Origin of the sequence: Roseateles asaccharophilus, from assembly GCF_004362405.1 — a bacterium.
Classification (GTDB): domain Bacteria; phylum Pseudomonadota; class Gammaproteobacteria; order Burkholderiales; family Burkholderiaceae_C; genus Kinneretia; species Kinneretia asaccharophila.
In genome coordinates this window covers 296199-314400 of record NZ_SNXE01000003.1, presented here as the reverse complement: position 1 = coordinate 314400, position 18202 = coordinate 296199, and the positions used below count along the sequence as shown (strand labels likewise).

General features: G+C 67.8%; 16 protein-coding genes and 1 other RNA gene. 13 read left to right on the top strand and 4 right to left on the bottom strand.

Annotation, left to right across the window (positions count from 1 at the left end):
* The first annotated feature begins 1 nt into the window (after nucleotide 1).
* The 3 genes from DFR39_RS09280 to rnpB all read left to right on the top strand — a co-directional run bounded on the left by DFR39_RS09280 (nucleotide 2) and on the right by rnpB (nucleotide 2778).
* Nucleotides 2–1399, top strand: coding sequence for a S1 family peptidase (locus tag DFR39_RS09280; RefSeq protein WP_246030760.1), 1398 nt, complete (start codon nucleotides 2–4; stop codon nucleotides 1397–1399).
* Nucleotides 1375–2397, top strand: a complete 1023-nt coding sequence (locus DFR39_RS09275; protein WP_133603271.1) for an FHA domain-containing protein — start codon at nucleotides 1375–1377, stop codon at nucleotides 2395–2397. Before DFR39_RS09280 ends, DFR39_RS09275 begins: the two co-directional genes overlap by 25 nt.
* A gap of 41 nt (nucleotides 2398–2438) precedes the next feature.
* Nucleotides 2439–2778: RNase P RNA component class A (gene rnpB, locus DFR39_RS09270), an RNA gene on the top strand.
* 9 nt (nucleotides 2779–2787) lie between these two features.
* On the opposite strand, the gene DFR39_RS09265 is transcribed toward rnpB, so the two are convergent.
* Entirely contained in the window at nucleotides 2788–3789 is a 1002-nt protein-coding gene (locus tag DFR39_RS09265; RefSeq protein ID WP_133603270.1) for a Gfo/Idh/MocA family protein, read from the bottom strand.
* A 115-nt stretch (nucleotides 3790–3904) separates the two neighbouring features.
* Between DFR39_RS09265 and DFR39_RS09260 the strand changes: the two genes are divergently transcribed.
* Both DFR39_RS09260 and DFR39_RS09255 read left to right on the top strand, forming a co-directional pair.
* The gene (locus DFR39_RS09260) at nucleotides 3905–5134 is read left to right on the top strand and encodes a multidrug effflux MFS transporter (protein WP_133603269.1); all 1230 of its coding nucleotides are present in this window, start codon (nucleotides 3905–3907) and stop codon (nucleotides 5132–5134) included.
* A gap of 55 nt (nucleotides 5135–5189) precedes the next feature.
* Nucleotides 5190–6176: a carbonic anhydrase gene (locus DFR39_RS09255; RefSeq protein WP_162849473.1), complete on the top strand. Its 987-nt coding sequence runs from the start codon at nucleotides 5190–5192 to the stop codon at nucleotides 6174–6176.
* On the opposite strand, the gene DFR39_RS09250 is transcribed toward DFR39_RS09255, so the two are convergent.
* Both DFR39_RS09250 and DFR39_RS09245 read right to left on the bottom strand, forming a co-directional pair.
* Nucleotides 6160–8484 carry a hybrid sensor histidine kinase/response regulator gene (locus DFR39_RS09250; protein ID WP_133603268.1) on the bottom strand — a complete coding sequence of 775 codons (2325 nt, stop codon included), beginning with the start codon at nucleotides 8482–8484 and terminating at the stop codon, nucleotides 6160–6162. The genes DFR39_RS09255 and DFR39_RS09250 overlap by 17 nt on opposite strands.
* A gap of 136 nt (nucleotides 8485–8620) precedes the next feature.
* Nucleotides 8621–9664: an ornithine cyclodeaminase gene (locus DFR39_RS09245; RefSeq protein WP_133603267.1), complete on the bottom strand. Its 1044-nt coding sequence runs from the start codon at nucleotides 9662–9664 to the stop codon at nucleotides 8621–8623.
* A 141-nt stretch (nucleotides 9665–9805) separates the two neighbouring features.
* Between DFR39_RS09245 and DFR39_RS09240 the strand changes: the two genes are divergently transcribed.
* Nucleotides 9806–10237 (top strand): Lrp/AsnC family transcriptional regulator, encoded by a 432-nt coding sequence (locus tag DFR39_RS09240; protein WP_133603266.1) that lies wholly within the window; start codon nucleotides 9806–9808, stop codon nucleotides 10235–10237.
* Between the two features lie 165 nt (nucleotides 10238–10402).
* Here the strand turns inward: DFR39_RS09240 and DFR39_RS09235 are convergent, their stop codons facing one another.
* On the bottom strand, nucleotides 10403–10600 hold the full coding sequence (locus tag DFR39_RS09235; RefSeq protein WP_133603265.1) for a hypothetical protein: 198 nt from the start codon (nucleotides 10598–10600) through the stop codon (nucleotides 10403–10405).
* Here DFR39_RS09235 and mraZ point away from each other — a divergent pair.
* From mraZ to mraY, 7 genes are all read left to right on the top strand, one after another.
* A complete protein-coding gene (gene mraZ / locus DFR39_RS09230) occupies nucleotides 10592–11020 on the top strand; it encodes a division/cell wall cluster transcriptional repressor MraZ (RefSeq protein WP_133603264.1) in 429 nt (142 codons plus the stop codon). The two genes, DFR39_RS09235 and mraZ, sit on opposite strands and share 9 nt — an antisense overlap.
* 5 nt (nucleotides 11021–11025) lie before the next feature.
* Nucleotides 11026–12000: a 16S rRNA (cytosine(1402)-N(4))-methyltransferase RsmH gene (rsmH, locus tag DFR39_RS09225; RefSeq protein WP_133603263.1), complete on the top strand. Its 975-nt coding sequence runs from the start codon at nucleotides 11026–11028 to the stop codon at nucleotides 11998–12000.
* Complete coding sequence (gene ftsL, locus DFR39_RS09220; RefSeq protein WP_133603262.1) at nucleotides 11997–12290, top strand: cell division protein FtsL; 294 nt, start codon at nucleotides 11997–11999, stop codon at nucleotides 12288–12290. Before rsmH ends, ftsL begins: the two co-directional genes overlap by 4 nt.
* A gap of 65 nt (nucleotides 12291–12355) precedes the next feature.
* Nucleotides 12356–14086, top strand: a complete 1731-nt coding sequence (locus DFR39_RS09215) for a peptidoglycan D,D-transpeptidase FtsI family protein (protein ID WP_246030778.1) — start codon at nucleotides 12356–12358, stop codon at nucleotides 14084–14086.
* Nucleotides 14086–15576 carry a UDP-N-acetylmuramoyl-L-alanyl-D-glutamate--2,6-diaminopimelate ligase gene (locus DFR39_RS09210; RefSeq protein ID WP_133603260.1) on the top strand — a complete coding sequence of 497 codons (1491 nt, stop codon included), beginning with the start codon at nucleotides 14086–14088 and terminating at the stop codon, nucleotides 15574–15576. Before DFR39_RS09215 ends, DFR39_RS09210 begins: the two co-directional genes overlap by 1 nt.
* A 1-nt stretch (nucleotide 15577) precedes the next feature.
* Entirely contained in the window at nucleotides 15578–17032 is a 1455-nt protein-coding gene (locus DFR39_RS09205; RefSeq protein ID WP_133603259.1) for a UDP-N-acetylmuramoyl-tripeptide--D-alanyl-D-alanine ligase, read from the top strand.
* Nucleotides 17022–18200: a phospho-N-acetylmuramoyl-pentapeptide-transferase gene (gene mraY, locus DFR39_RS09200; protein WP_133603258.1), complete on the top strand. Its 1179-nt coding sequence runs from the start codon at nucleotides 17022–17024 to the stop codon at nucleotides 18198–18200. The genes DFR39_RS09205 and mraY overlap by 11 nt, the downstream gene beginning before the upstream one ends.
* The last annotated feature ends 2 nt before the right edge of the window (nucleotides 18201–18202 follow it).

Below are 18202 nucleotides of genomic sequence, written 5' to 3'. Positions count from 1 at the left end.
TTTGCACCAGCCCTTTGTTTTGCGGCCTGGCCTGGGGGCTTGGCCCCGGCTTCTGCTGCTGGCGCTGCTGGGCCTTGTGCTGGCACCGCTGCCGGGCTTGGCTCAGGAGGCGCCGGCCAGCGCGGCCTCGGCAGCAGCCCGCACGGCGTCGGCGGCCACCCCGGTCTCGGCCAGCGCGCGTCGCGTTTACGAACGTGCCCGCACCCAGCTGCTGCAGATCCGCACCTTGCTCAAGAACCAGGACAGCCAGGCCTCGGTGGGCTCGGGCTTTCTGGTCAGCGATCAGGGCCATGTGATTTCCAACTACCACGTGATCAGCGAGGCCGCGCTCGACCCCGAGCGTTACCGGCTGCGCTACGCCATGCCCGACGGGCGCGCCGGTGAGCTGGAGCTGCTGGATTTCGATGTACGACGTGATCTGGCCCTGCTGCGGCTCAAGGGGGACGGTCTGCGCGGCGCCAGCGGGCTCAGTTTCCGGCCCCGTGAGCAGCCCCTGTCCAAGGGCGACCGCATCTACTCCATGGGCAATCCGCACGATGTGGCCTTTGCCGTGGTGGAGGGCACCTTCAACGGCCTGGTGGAGCGCAGTTTCGACCCCCTGATCTACTACTCGGGCAGCATCAATTCCGGCATGAGTGGCGGACCGGTGCTGGATGAGGAGGGGCGGGTCGTGGGCATCAATGTCTCGGCCATGTTCTTTGCCCAGCAGATGAGCTTTCTGGTGCCGGCCGAGTTCGCCCAGGCGCTGTTTCAGCGCAGCCGCGAGCGCGAGGCGCTGCGCGGGCCGGCCTGGCCACGGCTGCGCGAGCAGCTGCTGCAGTACCAGGATTCCCTGGTCCAGGGCTTTGTGGCGCAGCCCTGGCGCAATGCCGACCATGAGCGCTATGCGCTGCCCGTTCCCCAAGAGGATTTCATGCGCTGCTGGGGACGCAGCACGCCAGCCGACAACAAGGGCTTGGAGTTCCAGCGCTCGCAGTGCCGGATGGAGCATGCCGTCTTCGTCAGCGGGCAGTTGCAGACCGGCTATCTGCAGGTCTCGCACGAGGCTTATGAAGGCAGCAAGCTCGGCGCCCTGCGCTTTGCCAAGCAGTACTCGGCCAGCTTTCGCAACGAGAACCTGGGCCGCGCCGACCGCCAGCGCAGCGCACCCCGCTGCCGCGAGGATTTCATCCAGGCCGATGCCCAGCAGGGGCCGCCGCTGCGCGCGGTGATTTGTCTGTCGGCCTACCGCAAGCTGCCCGGCCTGCACGACCTGGTGGTGCTGGTCACCACGGTCGATGGTGCGACGCAGGGGGCTCTGGGGCGCTTTGATGCCCGCGGCGTGAGTTTCGAGAATGCCCTGCGCCTGAGCGCACATTACCTGGGAGGCTTCGGATGGACGGCAGCAAGGCCGCGGTGATCGAAGTGCTGGGCCGCGATGGCCTGGTGCGGGCCGTGCACCGGGTACAGGCCTGGCCCGTGAGCATAGGCCGCTCGCCGGCCTGCGATCTGGTGCTGGATGATGCGCATCTGGCCGCCGAGCATGCGTGGCTGGAGCTGGCGCAGGCGCCCACCGAGCAAAGCGGGGGCGACGGAGGCGGCCGGCCCCGCTTGAGCCTGCTCGACAGCCTCAACGGGGGCTGGCTGGGACGCCGGCGCCTGGCGGCTGGCAGCTCGGTGGAACTGGCACCGGGCGCGGTCTTCCAGCTCGGCGCCACCTCGCTGCGATTGCGCCGCGCCCAGGACCCGCTGCCCCCCGAGCGCCTGCTGGATCGGGTGGCCGCGCCGCCCCCGCCCGGGGCGCTGCTGGGCCTGATGGGTGTGTGGCTGGCCTTGCTGGGGTTGGACCGCTGGAGCGGCCTGAATCCCGGCGCACCCTGGGTGGACTATGCCGCGGCTCTTTTGCTGCCCCTGGCCCTGCTCCTGGCCTGGGCGGCGCTCTGGGCCTTGGTGACCCAGCTCTTCCAGCACCGTTTTCCCTTTGCGCTCCATCTCTGGCGAGCGGTCTGTGTGGTCACGGGTTTGCAGCTCCTGGGCTTCGTCCTGCCGGGTCTGGCCTATAGCTTCTCGGCCCGCAGCCTGCTCGCGATGGAGGCGCTGAGCCTGCCTGTCGGTCTGGGTCTGCTGCTGTGGTGGCATGCCCAGCTCGTCTGGCCGCGAGGCCGGCGTGCCCTGGCCTGGGTGGGGGCGGGTCTGCTGCTGGGCAGCATGACCCTGCTGGCGGCCAAGCGGGCGCAGCAGCAGTACTGGTTCGGCCCGCCTTACATCAGCGCCCTGCCGCCGCCCGTGCTGCGTTTGACGGCACCCAAGCCGCCACAGCAGCTGCTCGAGTCATTGCGCCCGCTGGAGGCCGAGCTGGCCCGCGAGGCGGCCAAGGACGACGACGCCGATCTGTCCGAGGGCGCCAGCGAGGACTGAAGTCGCAGGGCACAGTCGCGATGCGGGATAATGCCCGCCGTGAAGCAAGCCAGACCGCCGCTGGGGCAAGCGTGGAAACACGGCCCTGGAGGAAGGTCCGGACTGCATAGAGCGGCGTAGCAGCTAACGGCTGCCCGGCGAAAGCCGAGGATCAGAGCAACAGAGACGAGTCGAAGTGAGCCTAGGCCCACTTCGGGTGAAACGGGCAATCTCTACGCGCAGCAACACCAAGTAGGCCAGCGTTGATGCGGCTCGCAGAGCTGGCGGGTAGGTGGCACCGAGCCGGGCAGTGATGTCCGGCCCAGAGGAATGGCGGTCACGGGGCCGGTCTCGCAAGAGGCCGGACCTGCACAGAATCCGGCCTATCGGCTTGCTTCACTCTTTATTTGTTCAAGCCTTGGCGCTCAGCAGGGCCTCGATGGTTTCCTGCACCGCCAGGGCCTCGGCAAAGCCGGGCAGGGCATGGGAGCGGCCTTCGATCAGGGCCACCCACTGCTCCAGCTGGTCGGCCTGGGCCTGGCTGCGCAGGCTGTCCGACTCGCCGTGGACATGACCCAGGGGCTCGGACTTGCCGCCGCGGCGCTGCTCGCTCAGGCCGAACCACTCGCGCAACTCGATCTCGCCTTCGCTGGCGCGCCAGTGCATGCGGTTGCGGTCGGGGACGCCCACCTCGGGGCTCACGCGGCCCTCGATCTGCACGGGAACACCGTTGGCGCGCAGCTCGGCGCGCAGACCGGTTTCGGCACTCAGGCCATCGGCCGGGTAGTCCACCTGGCTGGCCAGCACCTGGGCCGGCCCCAGCACGCGCTGCAGCACGAAGATGAAGTGCGAGAGCACCTCGCGGCTGAAGCCGCCTTCGGTGCGTTCGGCCAGCCAGGCACCGGCCGCGGCCTGCCAGGGGCGGGGCCAGGCGGCAAAGCCCAGCTCGATCTGCACCGCCTCCAGGGTGCCCAGCGGATGCTTGGCGGCGGCGCCAAAGGCGCGCTGCAGCGTGGCCAGGCCGGGTGCCGAGGCCAGGGAGAAGTTCACCGCGGCGCGCAGCTTCTCGCGCTCGATGCGGGCGATGCAGTCGCGCGCGGCGGCAAAGTCCACGGTCAGCGGCTTTTCGCAGAACACGGCCAGGCCGGCATCGAAGGCGGCGTGCGAGAGGCTGATATGGGCGGCCGGCGGGGTGGCGATATAGAGGCCGGCCAGGCCGGGCTGGCGTATCAGGGCCTCGGCGCTGTCGGCCGCGCGCAGCTCGGGGTAGGCCTGCAGGGTGCTGCTCAGGGCTTCGGGACGGGCGTCCCAGACCCAGCAGGCGCGCAGGCGCGGGTGATTCTTCAGGCGGGCCAGCATGCGCTGCCCCATCACGCCCAGGCCGATCAGGCCAATGTTCAGGGTATCGGGCATCAGACAGTGCTCATGGAAGTGTGGGCTGGAGCGCGAGTTTAGGGGGCGCCGCTACACTGTGTTCCCGCCCGCCAGCAGTTTCTTGCGCCTGGGCGCTCAACGCGCAAATCCATACATGAATCCCGATGCCGGTTCCCTCTGGCGCGCACCGCGCTGGACCCTGGCCGTGCTGCTGGCCTGCCTGGGCATGGTAGGCCCCTTCTCCATCGACACCTATCTGCCGGCCTTTTCCGGCATCGCGCGCGCGCTGGATGCCACGCCGCTGCAGATGCAGCAGACCCTGTCCAGCTATCTGCTGGGCTTTGCGGTGATGAATCTCTTCCACGGTGCGCTGTCCGACAGCTTCGGCCGCCGGCCCGTGGTGCTCTGGGGCATGGTGGTCTTCACCCTGGCCTCGCTGGGCTGTGCGCTGGCCAGCACCATCGGCGAGCTGGTGTTCTGGCGCACGGTGCAAGGCATGTCGGCGGGGGCGGGCATCGTGGTCTCGCGCGCCATCATCCGCGATATGTTTCCGCCCTCCGAGGCGCAGCGGGTGATGTCCCAGGTCACCATCTTCTTCGGCGTGGCGCCGGCCATTGCGCCCATGGTGGGCGGCGTTCTCTTCGTGCACCTGGACTGGCACGCCATCTTCTGGTTCCTGGTTCTGGTGGGGCTGGCCCTGGTGGTGGCCAACTGGCGCCTGCTGCCCGAGACCCTGCACAAGAGCCAGGCCCAGCCCTTCCATGTGGGCTCGCTGATGCGCGGCTACTGGCAGCTCAGCACCAGCCGGCGTTTCCTGCTGCTGTGCCTGGCCAGCGGCATTCCCTTCAACGGAATGTTCCTCTATGTGCTGGCGGCGCCGGTCTTTCTGGGTGAGCACCTGCAGCTGGGGCCCACGCAGTTCTTCTGGTTCTTCTGTTTTTCCATCGGCGGCATCATGGGCGGTGCCTGGCTCAGCGGTCGCCTGGCCGGCAAGATCAAGCCGCGGCACCAGATCCGCCACGGCTTTCTGATCATGCTGCTGGTCTCGCTGCTGAATGTGGCGCTCAACCTTCTGCTGCCGCCCAGCCCCTTCTGGGCCCTGCCCGTGATCGGCGCCTTCGCCTTCGGCTGGGCCCTGATGGTGCCGGTGGTGACCCTGCTGGTGCTGGACCAGGCGCCCGACCGGCGTGGCATGGCCTCCTCGCTGCAGGCTTGCATCGGCAGTGCGGCCAATGGCCTGGTGGCCGGCGTGGTCGTGCCCCTGGTGATGCATTCCACCTTGGCCCTGGCCCTGGCCTCGCTGGCCACCATGACCATAGGCCTGGTGGCCTGGATCAAGGTCAAGCACGAGGTGGGCTATGCGACGGGGCCTCAAGAATCGTAGGCCTCGGCCGAGATCAAGGGCTGACAAGGCCGCGCGGCGGCCGGAGGAAGGACTGATGCAGGCGCCAAGGCCGAGATTTCCGCTGCAAACCGGGCGCCGTGCCGGCTCCGGATCCCTGCTGGCCGTTTTGCTGCTGCTGTCGCTGCCGGGGCCTCCCGCCGCCTGGGCCCAGGGGCGGCCGGCGGCGATGCGTGACGATTCCGTCAGGCCCCCCCTGACCAAGCCGGACAGCGAGCTGCCGCCCGACGAACTGCGCCGACGGCTGGCCGAGCGCCTGTCCAACAAGGCCGAGCCCATCCAGGCCCCGGGTCGCGCCGCGGCCGCGGGGACGGGGGCGACCCGGCGTGCCCCGGCACCGCGCAAGCCGGACATCCACTGGTCCTACGGCGGCGAGGGCGCGCCCGAGCATTGGGGAGACCTCAAGCCCGAGTATCGGCTCTGCGCGATCGGCACCCGCCAGAGCCCCATCGACATCCGGGACGGCATCCGTGTGGATCTGGAGCCCATCCAGTTCGACTACCGCGCCAGCGACTTTGCCGTGCTGGACAACGGTCACACGGTGCAGGTCAATGTCGCGCCCGGCAACAGCCTGGGGGTGATGGGGCGGCGCTATGAGCTGCAGCAATTCCACTTCCATCGCCCCAGCGAAGAACGCATCAACGGGCAGCAGTTCGATATGGTGGCCCATCTGGTGCACCGGGATGCCGAGGGCCGACTGGCCGTGGTGGCCGTGTTGCTGGAGCGTGGGCGCGACCAGCCCCTGATCCAGCAGGTCTGGAACAATCTGCCGCTGGAAAAGCAGCAGGCCCAGCCCGGTCTGGGGCAGATGGATCTCACCCGCCTGCTGCCCGAGGACCGGGGCTACTACACCTATATGGGCTCACTCACCACGCCGCCCTGCAGCGAAGGCGTGCTGTGGATGGTGATGCGCCAGCCGGTTCAGCTCTCGGGCGAGCAGCTCGAGATCTTTGCCAAGCTCTATCCCATGAATGCCCGACCCGCTCAGCCGGGCAGTGGCCGCCTGATCAAGCAGAGTCGCTGAGGCCCGGTCGGCCCGCTTGGGCGCGCGTCAGCCACAGCCGCAAGGTGGCAAACAGCTGCTCGGCCACCACGGGTTTGGCCACATGGTCGTTCATGCCGGCATCGAGGCAGCGCTGCCGCTCCTCGGCGAAGGCATTGGCCGTCATGGCCAGAATGGGGAGTCCCTGACCCTGGGGCAGGGCGCGTATGGCCCGAGAGGCGTCCAGGCCATCCATGACGGGCATCTGCACATCCATCAGCACCAGGGCGTAGTCGTGCTGGCGCACCATGTCCACGGCCTGCTGACCGTCGCCGGCGACATCCACCGCCAGGCCCGCGCTGGACAGCAGGGCCACCGCCACCTCCTGATTGACGACGTTGTCCTCCACCAGCAGCACCCGGGTGCCGGGGAACTGCTGCTGCAGCTCCTGCGCGATGGGCTGGCGACTCAGTGCCAAGGGGGCGCGGGCCCGCTTCAGATCCGCCTGTTCCAGGGGGAGGCTGAACCAGAAGCGGCTGCCCTGGCCGGGGCTGCTGTTCACCCCCACCTCACCGTGCATCAGGTGGGCCAGGCGCCGGCAAATGGCCAAGCCCAGGCCCGTGCCGCCATAGCGCCGGGTGGTGGAGCTGTCGGCCTGCTCAAAGTCCTGGAACAGGCGTGCCTGGGCCTCCGGGTTGATGCCGATACCGCTGTCCTGAACCTCGAAACGCAGTTGCAGCACCCCCTCGCGCTCGCTTTCCAGGCGAGCGCCCAGGCGCACAAAGCCCTGGTCGGTGAACTTGACGGCGTTGCCGGCGAAATTCAGCAGGACCTCGGTAATGCGCTGGGCATCACCCATCAGGGGACGGCTGGCCAGCTCGGGGTCCAGGTCGACCTCCAGCCTCAGCTGCTTGTCGGCAGCGCGCTGGGCCAGCATGCTCTGAATGCCATCCAGCACCTGGCCGACATTGAACTCGGCCCGCTCCAGCTGCAGCTTGCCCGCTTCGATCTTGGACAGGTCCAGGACATTGTTGATCACCAGGAGCAGATGCTCGGCCGCGTCGGCCACCTTCCTGAGCCGCTCCTGCTGTTCGGGCTCCCGGCTGTCGCGGCGCACCAGATAGGTCAGGCCGATGATGGCATTCATGGGCGTGCGAATCTCGTGGCTCATATTGGCCAGGAATGCACTCTTGGCGAGGCTGGCGGCCTGTGCGGCCTGGCTGGCCTCGGCCAGCTCGGCGGTACGGGCCTGGACCAGCTCTTCCAGATGATGGCGATAGCGCTCGAGCTCCATGGCGTCGCGGCGCTGGCTCGAGATATCCGTCAGGAAGCCGTGCCACAGCACCGCGCCCCCGTCCTCGGCCTGGGCAATCGCATTCGCATACAGCCAGCGCTCGCTGCCATCGGCATAGCTGGTGCGGAACTCCTGTTGCCAGGGGCTGAGCTGCAGGGCGGAGTTGACCAGCGAGTCGCGTACGGCCTCGCGGTCCTGAGGGTGCAGGCGCTCGAACCAGGCGTCGGCCTGCTCGGCCAGCTGGCTGGGGCTCAGGCGCAGATACTCGCGCACGGCTTCGCTGACATAGACAAAGGCGAACCCGCCATGGGCATGGCGGCGCAGCTGGAACACGACGCCCGGCACGGTTTCGGCCATGCCTCGCAGGCGGTTGATCAGGTCGCGCTGCGCCTCGAACTGCTGCTGCAGTTCGTCGCGCATGTGTTCAAGGTCCTCACCCAAGCGACCGATCTCATCATTGCGCTGACGGCGCAGGGAGGTGTTGAAGCGGCCCTGGGCCAGATCGTTGGCAAAGCTGCCGAGCTCTCGCAGCGGCCGCAGCAACCGTGAATTGAGCAGGAGCAGGACCAGCAGCAGCGAGATCAGCAGCTGCCCGCCCACGGTCAGGCCGTAGAGCCAGCGCTGGCGGCCCAGATCCGCGCGGGCCAGATGATCGTCCAGCTCGATCTGGATATGACCGATCTTGCTGCTGCCGCGCAGGATGTCGCGCTCGCCCTCGATGAGCTGGCCCTTGTGCCGCTCCGGGTAACCCATCTCGATGAAGGGCGCGCCTTGCGAGGTGTCGCTGACCGTTACACGCACCACCTCGGGCGATTTCATGATGGCCGCGACCACCTCACGCGCGGCGACATGGTCCAGATTCCACAGCAACTCGGGCAGGCTGGACGCCAGCACATCCAGCTTGGCCTGCAGCTCGGCCTGCTGTGTCTGGTCTGCCTTCTGCGGCTCACGCCAGCCTATCCAGAAGCCTCCGATGATCAGGGCTGGCAGCAGCAGGCCGATGCTGGCACCGGTGGCCAGAACGACAAACAGCGAGCTGTAGGGTTTGCGACTCAATATGACCTCGACGGCGGCGCTGCAATCGCGCTCGCCTCGACTGTACCCCCAGGCCCTTGAGCGGCAAGACGAATCAGGATGGGCAAAGGCTCGCTTATTGCCCGCGCAGCTTGGCCCCGCAGATCGGGGCCCCCACTCAGGCGGCGCGGCGCAGCTGGGCGCGACCGCCGCGGGTGTGGCGGAACAGATCCTTGGGGTCGTCGGCCGGCGGCACCAGCTGCACCTCGCGACCCACGCCCAGCTCGCGTGCCAGCTTGTCCAGCAGGCGCAGGGTGGAGTAGTCCTCCAGCGCAAAGCCCACGGAGTCGAAGACCGTGACCTCGGTGGCGGAACGTCGACCCGGGGCGCGGCCGCTGAGGACCTGCCAGAGCTCGGTCACCGGGTGCTCGGGGGGCAGCTGCTGGATATCGCCCTCGATGCGGGTCTGGGGCTCGTACTCCACGAAGATGCTGGCTTGGCGCAGCAGCTCGGCGGCCAGCTCGGTCTTGCCCGGGCAGTCGCCGCCCACGGCATTGATATGCATGCCGGGCTCCAGCATCTCGGCCGTCAGGATGGTGGCGCGCGCCTTGTCGGCGGTGACGGTGGTGACGATGTCGGCGCCGCGCACGGCCTCGGCGATCGAGTCGGCCCGCAGGATCTTGAGATCGGCAAAGCCGGCCAGATTGCGCTGCAGCTTGGTGGTGGCGGCGGGATCAATGTCATAGGCCACGATCTCACGGATGCCCAGCTGGCTGTGGAAGGCCAGGGCCTGGAACTCGCTCTGGGCGCCGTTGCCAATCAGGGCCATGCGGCGCGAGTCCGGGCGTGCCAGGGCCTTGGCCGCCATGGCCGACGTGGCCGCGGTGCGCAGCGCGGTGCTCAAGGTGAGTTCGGAGAGCAGCAGGGGATAGCCGCTGGAAACCTCGGCCAGCACGCCAAAAGCCATCACGGTGTAGAGGCCGCGGCTGGTGTTGATGGGGTGACCGTTGACGTACTTGAAGGCGTAGCGCTGATCGTCGGCCACGGGCATCAGCTCAATCACGCCCACGGGCGAATGGCTGGCCACACGGGCACATTTGTCGAAGTCCTGCCAGCGCAGAAAGTCTTCGCGCAGGCAGTTGGCCAAGTCGGCCATAAGGGGCGCCACGCCTTTGCGCTGCAGCAGTTCGGCCAGGGCGGGTACGTCGATAAAGCGGGTCATGAGTGTCTCCAATGGGCGGCTCAGGCGGCAGGGCCCAAAGCCTTTGCGCAAATTCTGGTCGGGAGCATGGCTAATAAAAAGCTGACAAAGCGCTCAATTTGTTGTGGGTGCTTGTCAAAGTGACTGGCACAATAAATCAATATGTCAAGTCTCGACGATACCGACCGTGAGCTCATCGCTTTGCTGCGCGATAACGCGCGCCTGTCCGTGGTGGCCTTGGCGCGCCAGCTGAGGGTGGCGCGGGCCACCGTGCAGAACCGCATTGCAAGGCTGGAGCGCGAGGGGGTGATCGTGGGCTACAGCGTGCGCCTCAAGCCCGCGGCCGAGGCGCAGCGAATCCGTGCCCTGATGAATGTGGCGGTGGAGGGCAATCGCACCGACGAGGTGTTGCGCGAGCTGCGCGGGCACCCCAATGTGGCCGCACTTCACAGCACCAATGGTCGCTGGGACCTGGTGGCCGAGCTGCGCGCCGACACCCTGGAGGAGTTTGATCGCGTGCTCAGCGCGGTACGCCTTATCGAGGGCATCGCCAATACCGAGACCAGCATCCTGCTGTCCACCTACAAGGTCTGAGACGGACGCGCGCCCGTGTTGGGGCGCACCGCAGCCCACCGATGGCCCGCTCGGCTTGGCCCGACATCACAGCTGCTGTGAATGACTGTGCAAATGCACAGGGCTGAGCGGCGCTTCGGCGGCCTGGATGGTGCTGACGCGGCCGCTGGCCTGTCCCTGGTAAGTTCATCCAGCACTTGCAGAGCTATCTGCAAGTCCTTCTTTTAGAACGATTTTTGGATGCGACCCTGCTCCAAGATTGCTTTCTAAGTGCTTGATTTCATTGGGAATTTTTTGATTTCTGCCTTGACCTTCCGTGGCGTGATTAGTAAAGTGGTGAAAAGTGCAATTTAGTGGGTCGCTGTGGCGAATTTCGTGTTTCAAGGGGCGTCGGCCTTGGCAATGGATGCCAAGGGGCGGTTGGCCGTCCCGACACGACATCGCGAGGCCTTGCAGGAGCTCTGCGGCGGCCAGCTGACCCTGACCAAGCACCCCGAGGGCTGCCTGATGGTCTTCCCCCGTCCGGCCTGGGAATCCTTCCGCGACAAGATTGCCGCCCTGCCCATGTCGGCCGCGGGGTGGAAGCGTGTCTTCCTGGGCAATGCGCAGGATGCGGAGATCGACAGCGCCGCGCGTGTGCTGGTGGCGCCCGAGCTGCGCCTGGCCGCCGGCCTGCAAAAAGACGTGATGCTGCTGGGCATGGGCAGCCACTTCGAGCTCTGGGACGCCGCCCGCTACGCCGCGCACGAAGCCGCGGTGATGCAATCCGAGCTGCCCGATGCGCTCAAGGACTTCAGCTTCTGACGCGCATGAGCACTCAAGACAACACCTCCTTCACCCACACCACGGTGCTGCTGCACGAGACCGTGGAGGCCGTGCTGGCGAGCCCCGACGGCCTTTATGTGGATGGCACCTTCGGCCGCGGCGGCCATTCGCGCCTGCTGCTGCAAAAGCTCGGGCGCGGTGGACGGCTGATTGCCATCGACCGCGATCCCGAGGCCATCGCGGCCGCCACGACGGGCGAGACGCGGGTCACGGACCCGCGTTTTTCCATTTGCCACGCGCCCTTTGCCTCTATGCAGGAGGAGTTGGCGCGCCTGGGCGTGAGTCAGGTGGATGGCGTGATGCTGGACCTGGGTGTGTCCAGCCCCCAGATCGACAACCCGGTGCGTGGTTTCAGCTTCCGCTTCAGCGGGCCGCTGGACATGCGCATGGACACGACGCGCGGCGAGAGTGCTGCGGATTTCCTGGCCCGCGCCGATGAGCGCCAGATTGCGGAGGTCATACGCAACTATGGGGAAGAACGGTTTGCTGCACAGATTGCAAAGGCGCTTGTTGCTCGCCGGGAGAGCGGGAGTCCTGTTCGAAGCACCGACGAGCTTTCCAAAGTCGTGGCTGGCGCGGTCAAAACCCGCGAACCGGGCCAGGACCCTGCAACGCGCACATTTCAAGCGCTTCGGATTCACGTCAACGCCGAGCTTGAAGAGCTCGAGCAGGGGCTGAAGTCGGCCCTGGCCTTGCTGGCGCCGGGTGGGCGCCTGGCCGTGATCAGCTTCCACTCGCTGGAAGATCGCATCGTCAAGAACTTCATCACCGCGCACAGCAAGGAGGTCTATGACCGTCGTGCGCCTTTTGCCGCGCCCAAGCCGCTGGCGCTGAAGGCGCTGGCGCGCATCAAGCCCAGCGAGACCGAGGTGCGCGCCAATCCGCGTTCGCGCTCCGCCATCCTGCGCGTGGCTGAGCGCACGGATGCGCCCCTGGCTCAGGACGGAGTGGCGCGATGAGTCGCATCAACCTGCTGCTGCTCGTGGCCGTGCTGGTCAGCGGCATGGTGCTGATCCGCAGCGCCTATGACTCCCGGCGCCTGTTCACCGAAGTGGACCGCGCGCGCGCCGAGGCCCAGCGCCTGGAGTCCGATCATCAGCGCCTGCTGGCCGAGCGCCACGCCCAGGCCACCAATCTGCGGGTGGAGCAGGTCGCGCGTGAGCGTCTGCACATGCGCGTGATCAATCCCGCCGTGACCCAGGGCGTGGACCTCGTGCGCCCCCAGGCGGCCTCGGGAGTGGCACGGTGAGCTGGTTCGGCGCCAAGGGGGGCAAGCAGGGCGGGGCGGCCTATCGCTCCGTCAGTGCACGCAGTGTGAGCTACTCCAGCAGCCCTTTGCTGGCGTCCAAGACACCCCCCTGGCGTTCGCGCCTGCTGGTGGCCCTCGTCGGCCTGGGCTTCATGGGCCTGCTGGGCCGCGCGGTCTATGTACAGGTCATCGGCAATGACTTCTTCCAGCGCCAGGGTGAGGCCCGCTATGCCCACACCATGGAGCTGCCGGCCAGCCGCGGCCGCATCGTGGACCGCAAGGGCCAGGTGCTGGCCGCCAGCGTGGCCGTGCCTTCGATCTGGGCCATTCCCAAGGAGATGGATGCCAGCGACGAGCAGCGCCGCGAGCTGGCCAAGATCCTGGGCCTGAGCCGTCAGGAACTGGACAAGCGGCTGGACCCCAACTCCCGCTTCGTCTGGCTGCGTCGCCAGGCGGATGACGATACCGCCGCCCGCATCAAGGCGCTCAAGCTCAAGGGCGTGTTCCAGGATCGCGAGTACAAGCGCAAGTATCCCGAGGGCGAGGCCGCGGCCCATGTGGTGGGCTTCACCAACATCGAGGAGCGCGGCCAGGAGGGCATCGAGCTCGCCTTCCAGAAGGAGCTGCAGGGCCGCGACGGTTCGCGCCAGGTGGTGCGCGACCGCCTGGGGCGGGTGGTCGAGGACATGGGCGACAGCGTGCCGGCCGTCAACGGCCGCGATATTGGCCTCTCGGTCGACTCCAAGGTGCAGTTCTTTGCCTACCAGCGCATCCGAGATGCGGTGGCCGAGCACCGCGCCAAGGCTGGCTCGGTGGTGGTGCTGGATGTGCTGACCGGCGAGGTGCTGGCCCTGGCCAACTTCCCCAGCTACAACCCCGGTGACCGCCAGAACCTCAGCGGTGCCCAGCTGCGCAACCGCGCCCTGACCGATATCTTCGAGCCCGGCTCGACCATGAAGCCCTTCATCGCCGCGCTGGCGCTGGAGAGCGGCCGCGTCAAGCCCGACACCATCATCAATGTGGCGCCGCGCAGCATCCAGATCAGCGGCTGGTCACCCACCGATGTGCATCCCTATGGCGATCTGAGCGTGGCCCAGGTCATCCAGAAGTCCAGCAATATCGGCACCACCAAGCTGGCCATGCAGATGCAGCCGCGCGAGATGCACGATATGTTCACCGCCATCGGTCTGGGTCAGCGTCCGCTGCTGAACTTCCCCGGTGCGGTGACCGGCAAGCTGCGTCCCTACAAGAGCTGGCGGCCCATCGAGCAGGCCACCATGAGCTATGGCTACGGCCTGTCGGCCTCGCTGTTCCAGCTGGCCCGGGCCTATACCGTGTTCGCACGCGACGGAGAGGTGATTCCCGCCACCCTGATGCGCCAGCCCGAAGGGCAGATCACCCATGGCATCAAGGTCTTCTCGCCCCATGTGGCGCAGGACGTGCGCCAGATGCTGCAAATGGCGGCCGGTCCCGGCGGCACCGCGCCCCAGGCCATGGTGGCCGGCTACAGCGTGGGCGGCAAGTCCGGCACCGCGCACAAGCAGGAAGGCAAGGGCTACACCAACAAGTACCGCTCCTGGTTCGTGGGTCTGGCCCCCATCAGCAAGCCACGCATCGTGGTCGCGGTGATGGTGGACGAGCCCAGCACCGGTGTGTATTACGGGGGCGCCGTGGCCGGTCCCGTGTTCAGCCAGGTGGTGGCCCAGTCGCTGCGCCTGCTCAATGTGCCTCCCGATCTGGATGTGAAGACCCAGATCATTGCCAAGAACATTCCCGCCGTGGAGGAGAGCTTCTGATGCCTCTCATGCGCCTGAAATCCCCCGAGGCCGCCGCCCGCTGGCTGCGCGAATGGACCACCGGTACCCTGCGTACCGACAGCCGCCTGGTGGCGCCCGGTGATGCGTTTATCGCCTGGCCCGGCCATGCCCAGGACGGTCGCCGCTATGTGCAGGCCGCGCTGGACGCTGGCGCCGCCACCTGCCTGGTGGAGCTCGACGGCGTGGAGGCCTATGGCTTCAATGACGGCCGCGTGGCCGCGCTGCCCGCGCTCAAGGCCGTGACCGGCCGCATTGCCGCCGAGTACTTCGAGCACCCCACGCGGGAACGCCTGCAGGTCATCGCCACCACCGGCACCAATGGCAAGACCAGCACCGCCTGGTGGACGGCCCAGCTGCTGAGCCTGCTGGGGCGGCGCTGCGGCGTGGTGGGCACCTTGGGCATCGGCGAGCCGCCGCTGCGCGACCGGGCCGCGCAAATCGAGTACACGGGGCTGACAACACCTGACCCCGTGCAGCTCCAGGCGGGTATCCGCCGCATGGCCGATGCGGGCTTCGCGGCCTGTGCCATCGAGGCCAGCTCCATCGGCATCGTCGAGCAGCGCCTGGCAGGCACCGAGATCAAGGTGGCCCTGTTCACCAATTTCACGCAGGACCATCTGGACTACCACGGCGATATGGACGCCTATTGGGAAGCCAAGCGGCGCCTGTTCGACTGGCCCGGCCTGCAGGCCGCGGTGCTGAACCTCGACGACCCCAAGGGTGCGGCCCTGGCTGCCGAGTTGCACAGCCGCCTGGATGTGTGGACCTATGCGGTGGAAGGCGCGGCCCGGCTCTCGGCCCATGGCCTGCACTACCAGGCCGGCGGCCTGTGCTTCGAGCTGCGCGAGGGCGAGCAGACCCTAGCCGTGCGCACCGGCCTGATAGGCGAGTACAACGTGGCCAATCTGTTGGCCGTGATCGGTGGCCTGCGCGCGCTGGGCCTGCCACTGGATGAGATCGTGGCCGCCGTGCCAGAGATCACGCCCGTGCCGGGCCGCATGCAGCGCGTGGGCGAGGGCCGGGATCAGCCCCAGGCCGTGGTGGACTATGCCCACACGCCCGATGCGCTGGAGAAGGCCCTGGCCGCGCTGCGTCCCCTGGCCGCGGCGCGTGGCGGCCGCCTGGTCTGCGTCTTCGGCTGCGGCGGCAACCGCGATCCCGGCAAGCGTCCGCTGATGGGCGCCATCGCCGGCCGTCTGGCCGACCGCGTGATCCTCACCAGCGACAACCCCCGCCACGAAGCGCCACAGCAGATCCTGGCCCAGATCGCGGCCGGCGTGGGTGCGCCCTGCGAGCAGGTCGATGACCGCCAGGCCGCCATCGCCCAGGCCATTACCCAGGCCGAGCCTGGCGATGTGCTGCTGATCGCCGGCAAGGGCCATGAGGACTATCAGGAGATCGCGGGCGTGCGCCGCCCCTTCTCCGACGTGGACCAGGCCCAGGCGGCCCTGGCCCTGAGGAAGGATTGAGATGAGTGCGCCCCTGATGACCCTGGCCCAGGCCCTGCACCTGCTGCAGACCCGCCTGCCCGAGGCGCGCCTGGTGGGTGATGGCGCGGTGGAGATCGCGCGCGTGCACAGCGACACCCGCAGCCTGCGCCAGGGCGACCTCTTCGTGGCCCTGCGTGGCGAGCGCTTCGATGCGCACGACTTCCTGCCCCAGGCCGGCGCGGCCGGGGCGGTGGCCGTGATCGCCGAGCGCGGCATCGTGGCGGCCGGCCTCTCGGGCATCGAGGTGCCGGATGCCAAGCAGGCCCTGGGCCTGCTGGCGGCGGCCTGGCGCGCTCACTGCCATCTGCCCCTGATTGCGGTGACCGGCAGCAATGGCAAGACCACCGTGACCCAGATGATCGCCAGCATCCTGCGGGCCTGGCTGGGGCAGGGTGCGCTGGCCACCGAGGGCAATTACAACAACGAGATCGGCGTGCCCCTGACCCTGCTGCGCCTGCGGCAGGACGATGGGCTGTGGCACCGCGCTGCGGTGGTCGAGCTGGGCATGAACCATCCCGGCGAGATCGCGCCCCTGGCCGCCATGGCCCAGCCCACCGTGGCCTTGGTGAACAACGCGCAGCGCGAGCACCAGGAGTTTCTGCAGACCGTGGAAGCCGCGGCGCGCGAGAACGGCACGGTGCTCGAGGCCCTGGGCCCGGCCGGCATTGCCGTCTTCCCGGCCGATGATGCCTGCGCGCCGATCTGGCAGCGGCAGGCCGGCAAGCGCGCCGTGCTGAGCTTTGCCCTGCAGGGCCAGGCCGATGTCACCGGCCATGCCCAGTGGGTGCAGGGCGAGGGCTCGGGCCATTGGGCCCTGGAGCTGCAAACGCCCGCGGGCAGCGCGCCCGTGGCCCTGCATGTGGCCGGTCTGCACAATGTTCGCAATGCCTTGGCCGCTGCCGCCTGCGCGCTGGCAGCCGGCGCGCCGCTGGCGGCCATCCGTCAGGGCCTGGAGGCCTTCGAGCCCGTCAAGGGCCGCAGCCAGCTCAAGAGCCTGCTGCGCGAGGGCCAGCGCGTCACCCTGATCGACGACAGCTACAACGCCAATCCCGACAGCGTGCGCGCCGCCATCGATGTGCTGGCCGAGCTGCCGGGCGCCTCCTGGCTGATGCTGGGCGATATGGGCGAGGTGGGTGATCAGGGCCCCGCCTTCCACCGCGAGGTGGGCGCCTATGCCGCCTCGCGCGGCATCAGCAGCTTCTGGGCCGCCGGCACGGCCTGCCGCGATGCCGCCGCAGCCTATGGCCGCAACGCCCGCCATTTCGAGGACGCCGCGGCCCTGATCGCCGCGCTGTCCGATCCGCAGGCGCCACGCGCCCGCAACATCCTGGTCAAAGGTTCCCGCTTCATGCAGATGGAAAAGGTGGTCGCAGCCCTGCTGCAGACCGACGAGAACAAGAACGCCCCGCTGCAAGGAGGCTCGCATGCTGCTTAGTCTGGCCCAGTGGCTGCTGGCCCAGTACCCGGACCTGGGCTGGCTGCGCATCTTCAACTACATCACCTTCCGCGCCGTCATGGCGGCCATGACGGCCCTGCTGATCGGCCTGGCCTTCGGCCCCTGGGTGATCCGCCGCCTGACCGAGATGAAGATCGGCCAGCCCATCCGCGAGTACGGGGTGCAGCAGCACCTGTCCAAGAGCGGCACGCCCACCATGGGCGGGGTGCTGATCCTGATCGGCATCGGCGTGTCCACCCTGCTGTGGTTTGACTGGGCCAACCGCTTCGTCTGGGTGGTGATGCTGGTGACCATGGGCTTTGGCGCCATCGGCTGGGTGGATGACTGGCGCAAGGTGGTCAACAAGGACCCCGAGGGCATGAGGAGCCGCGAGAAGTTCTTCTGGCAGTCCCTGATCGGTCTGGTGGCCGCGCTCTACCTGGCCTTCTCGGTGTCGGAGACCAGCTTCCTGGGCGTGGTGGAGCTGTTCTACCGCTGGGTGAGCAGTGGCTTCTCCACCGAGCTGCCGCCCAAGGCCGACCTGATCGTGCCCTTCTTCAAGACGGTGAGCTATCCGCTGGGTGTGTTCGGCTTCATCGCCCTGAGCTACTTCGTGATCGTGGGCACCAGCAATGCGGTGAACTTCACCGACGGTCTGGACGGCCTGGCCATCATGCCCGTGGTGCTGGTGGGCTCGGCCCTGGGCATCTTTGCCTATCTGACAGGCTCCTCGGTCTACGCCAAGTACCTGCTGCTGCCCTATATCCCGGGCGCGGGCGAGCTGCTGATCTTCTGCGGGGCACTCGCGGGGGCAGGCCTTGCCTTCTTGTGGTTCAACACCCATCCGGCCCAGGTCTTCATGGGCGATGTGGGTGCCCTGGCCCTGGGTGGCGCCCTGGGCACCATGGCCGTGATCACGCGCCAGGAAATCGTGCTGGGCATCATGGGCGGCGTCTTCGTGGCCGAGGTGCTCTCGGTGATGCTGCAGGTGAGCTGGTTCAAGTACACCAAGAAGAAGTACGGCGAGGGCCGCCGCATCTTCAAGATGGCGCCCCTGCACCACCACTTCGAGAAGTCGGGCTGGAAGGAGACCCAGGTGGTCGTGCGCTTCTGGATCATCACCATGCTGCTGTGCCTGATTGGTCTGGCCAGCCTCAAGCTGCGCTGAGC

Excerpts from the sequence above, each read along its gene's own strand:
- DFR39_RS09265 (WP_133603270.1), bottom strand. The coding sequence starts at position 3,789 with ATGCCCGATACCCTGAACATTGGCCTGATCGGCCTGGGCGTGATGGGG.
- mraY (WP_133603258.1), top strand. The coding sequence starts at position 17,022 with ATGCTGCTTAGTCTGGCCCAGTGGCTGCTGGCCCAGTACCCGGACCTG.
- DFR39_RS09240 (WP_133603266.1), top strand. The coding sequence starts at position 9,806 with ATGTCAAGTCTCGACGATACCGACCGTGAGCTCATCGCTTTGCTGCGC.
- DFR39_RS09275 (WP_133603271.1), top strand. The coding sequence starts at position 1,375 with ATGGACGGCAGCAAGGCCGCGGTGATCGAAGTGCTGGGCCGCGATGGC.
- DFR39_RS09245 (WP_133603267.1), bottom strand. The coding sequence starts at position 9,664 with ATGACCCGCTTTATCGACGTACCCGCCCTGGCCGAACTGCTGCAGCGC.
- rsmH (WP_133603263.1), top strand. The coding sequence starts at position 11,026 with ATGAGCACTCAAGACAACACCTCCTTCACCCACACCACGGTGCTGCTG.
- DFR39_RS09255 (WP_162849473.1), top strand. The coding sequence starts at position 5,190 with ATGCAGGCGCCAAGGCCGAGATTTCCGCTGCAAACCGGGCGCCGTGCC.
- DFR39_RS09260 (WP_133603269.1), top strand. The coding sequence starts at position 3,905 with ATGAATCCCGATGCCGGTTCCCTCTGGCGCGCACCGCGCTGGACCCTG.
- DFR39_RS09205 (WP_133603259.1), top strand. The coding sequence starts at position 15,578 with ATGAGTGCGCCCCTGATGACCCTGGCCCAGGCCCTGCACCTGCTGCAG.
- DFR39_RS09210 (WP_133603260.1), top strand. The coding sequence starts at position 14,086 with ATGCCTCTCATGCGCCTGAAATCCCCCGAGGCCGCCGCCCGCTGGCTG.
- ftsL (WP_133603262.1), top strand. The coding sequence starts at position 11,997 with ATGAGTCGCATCAACCTGCTGCTGCTCGTGGCCGTGCTGGTCAGCGGC.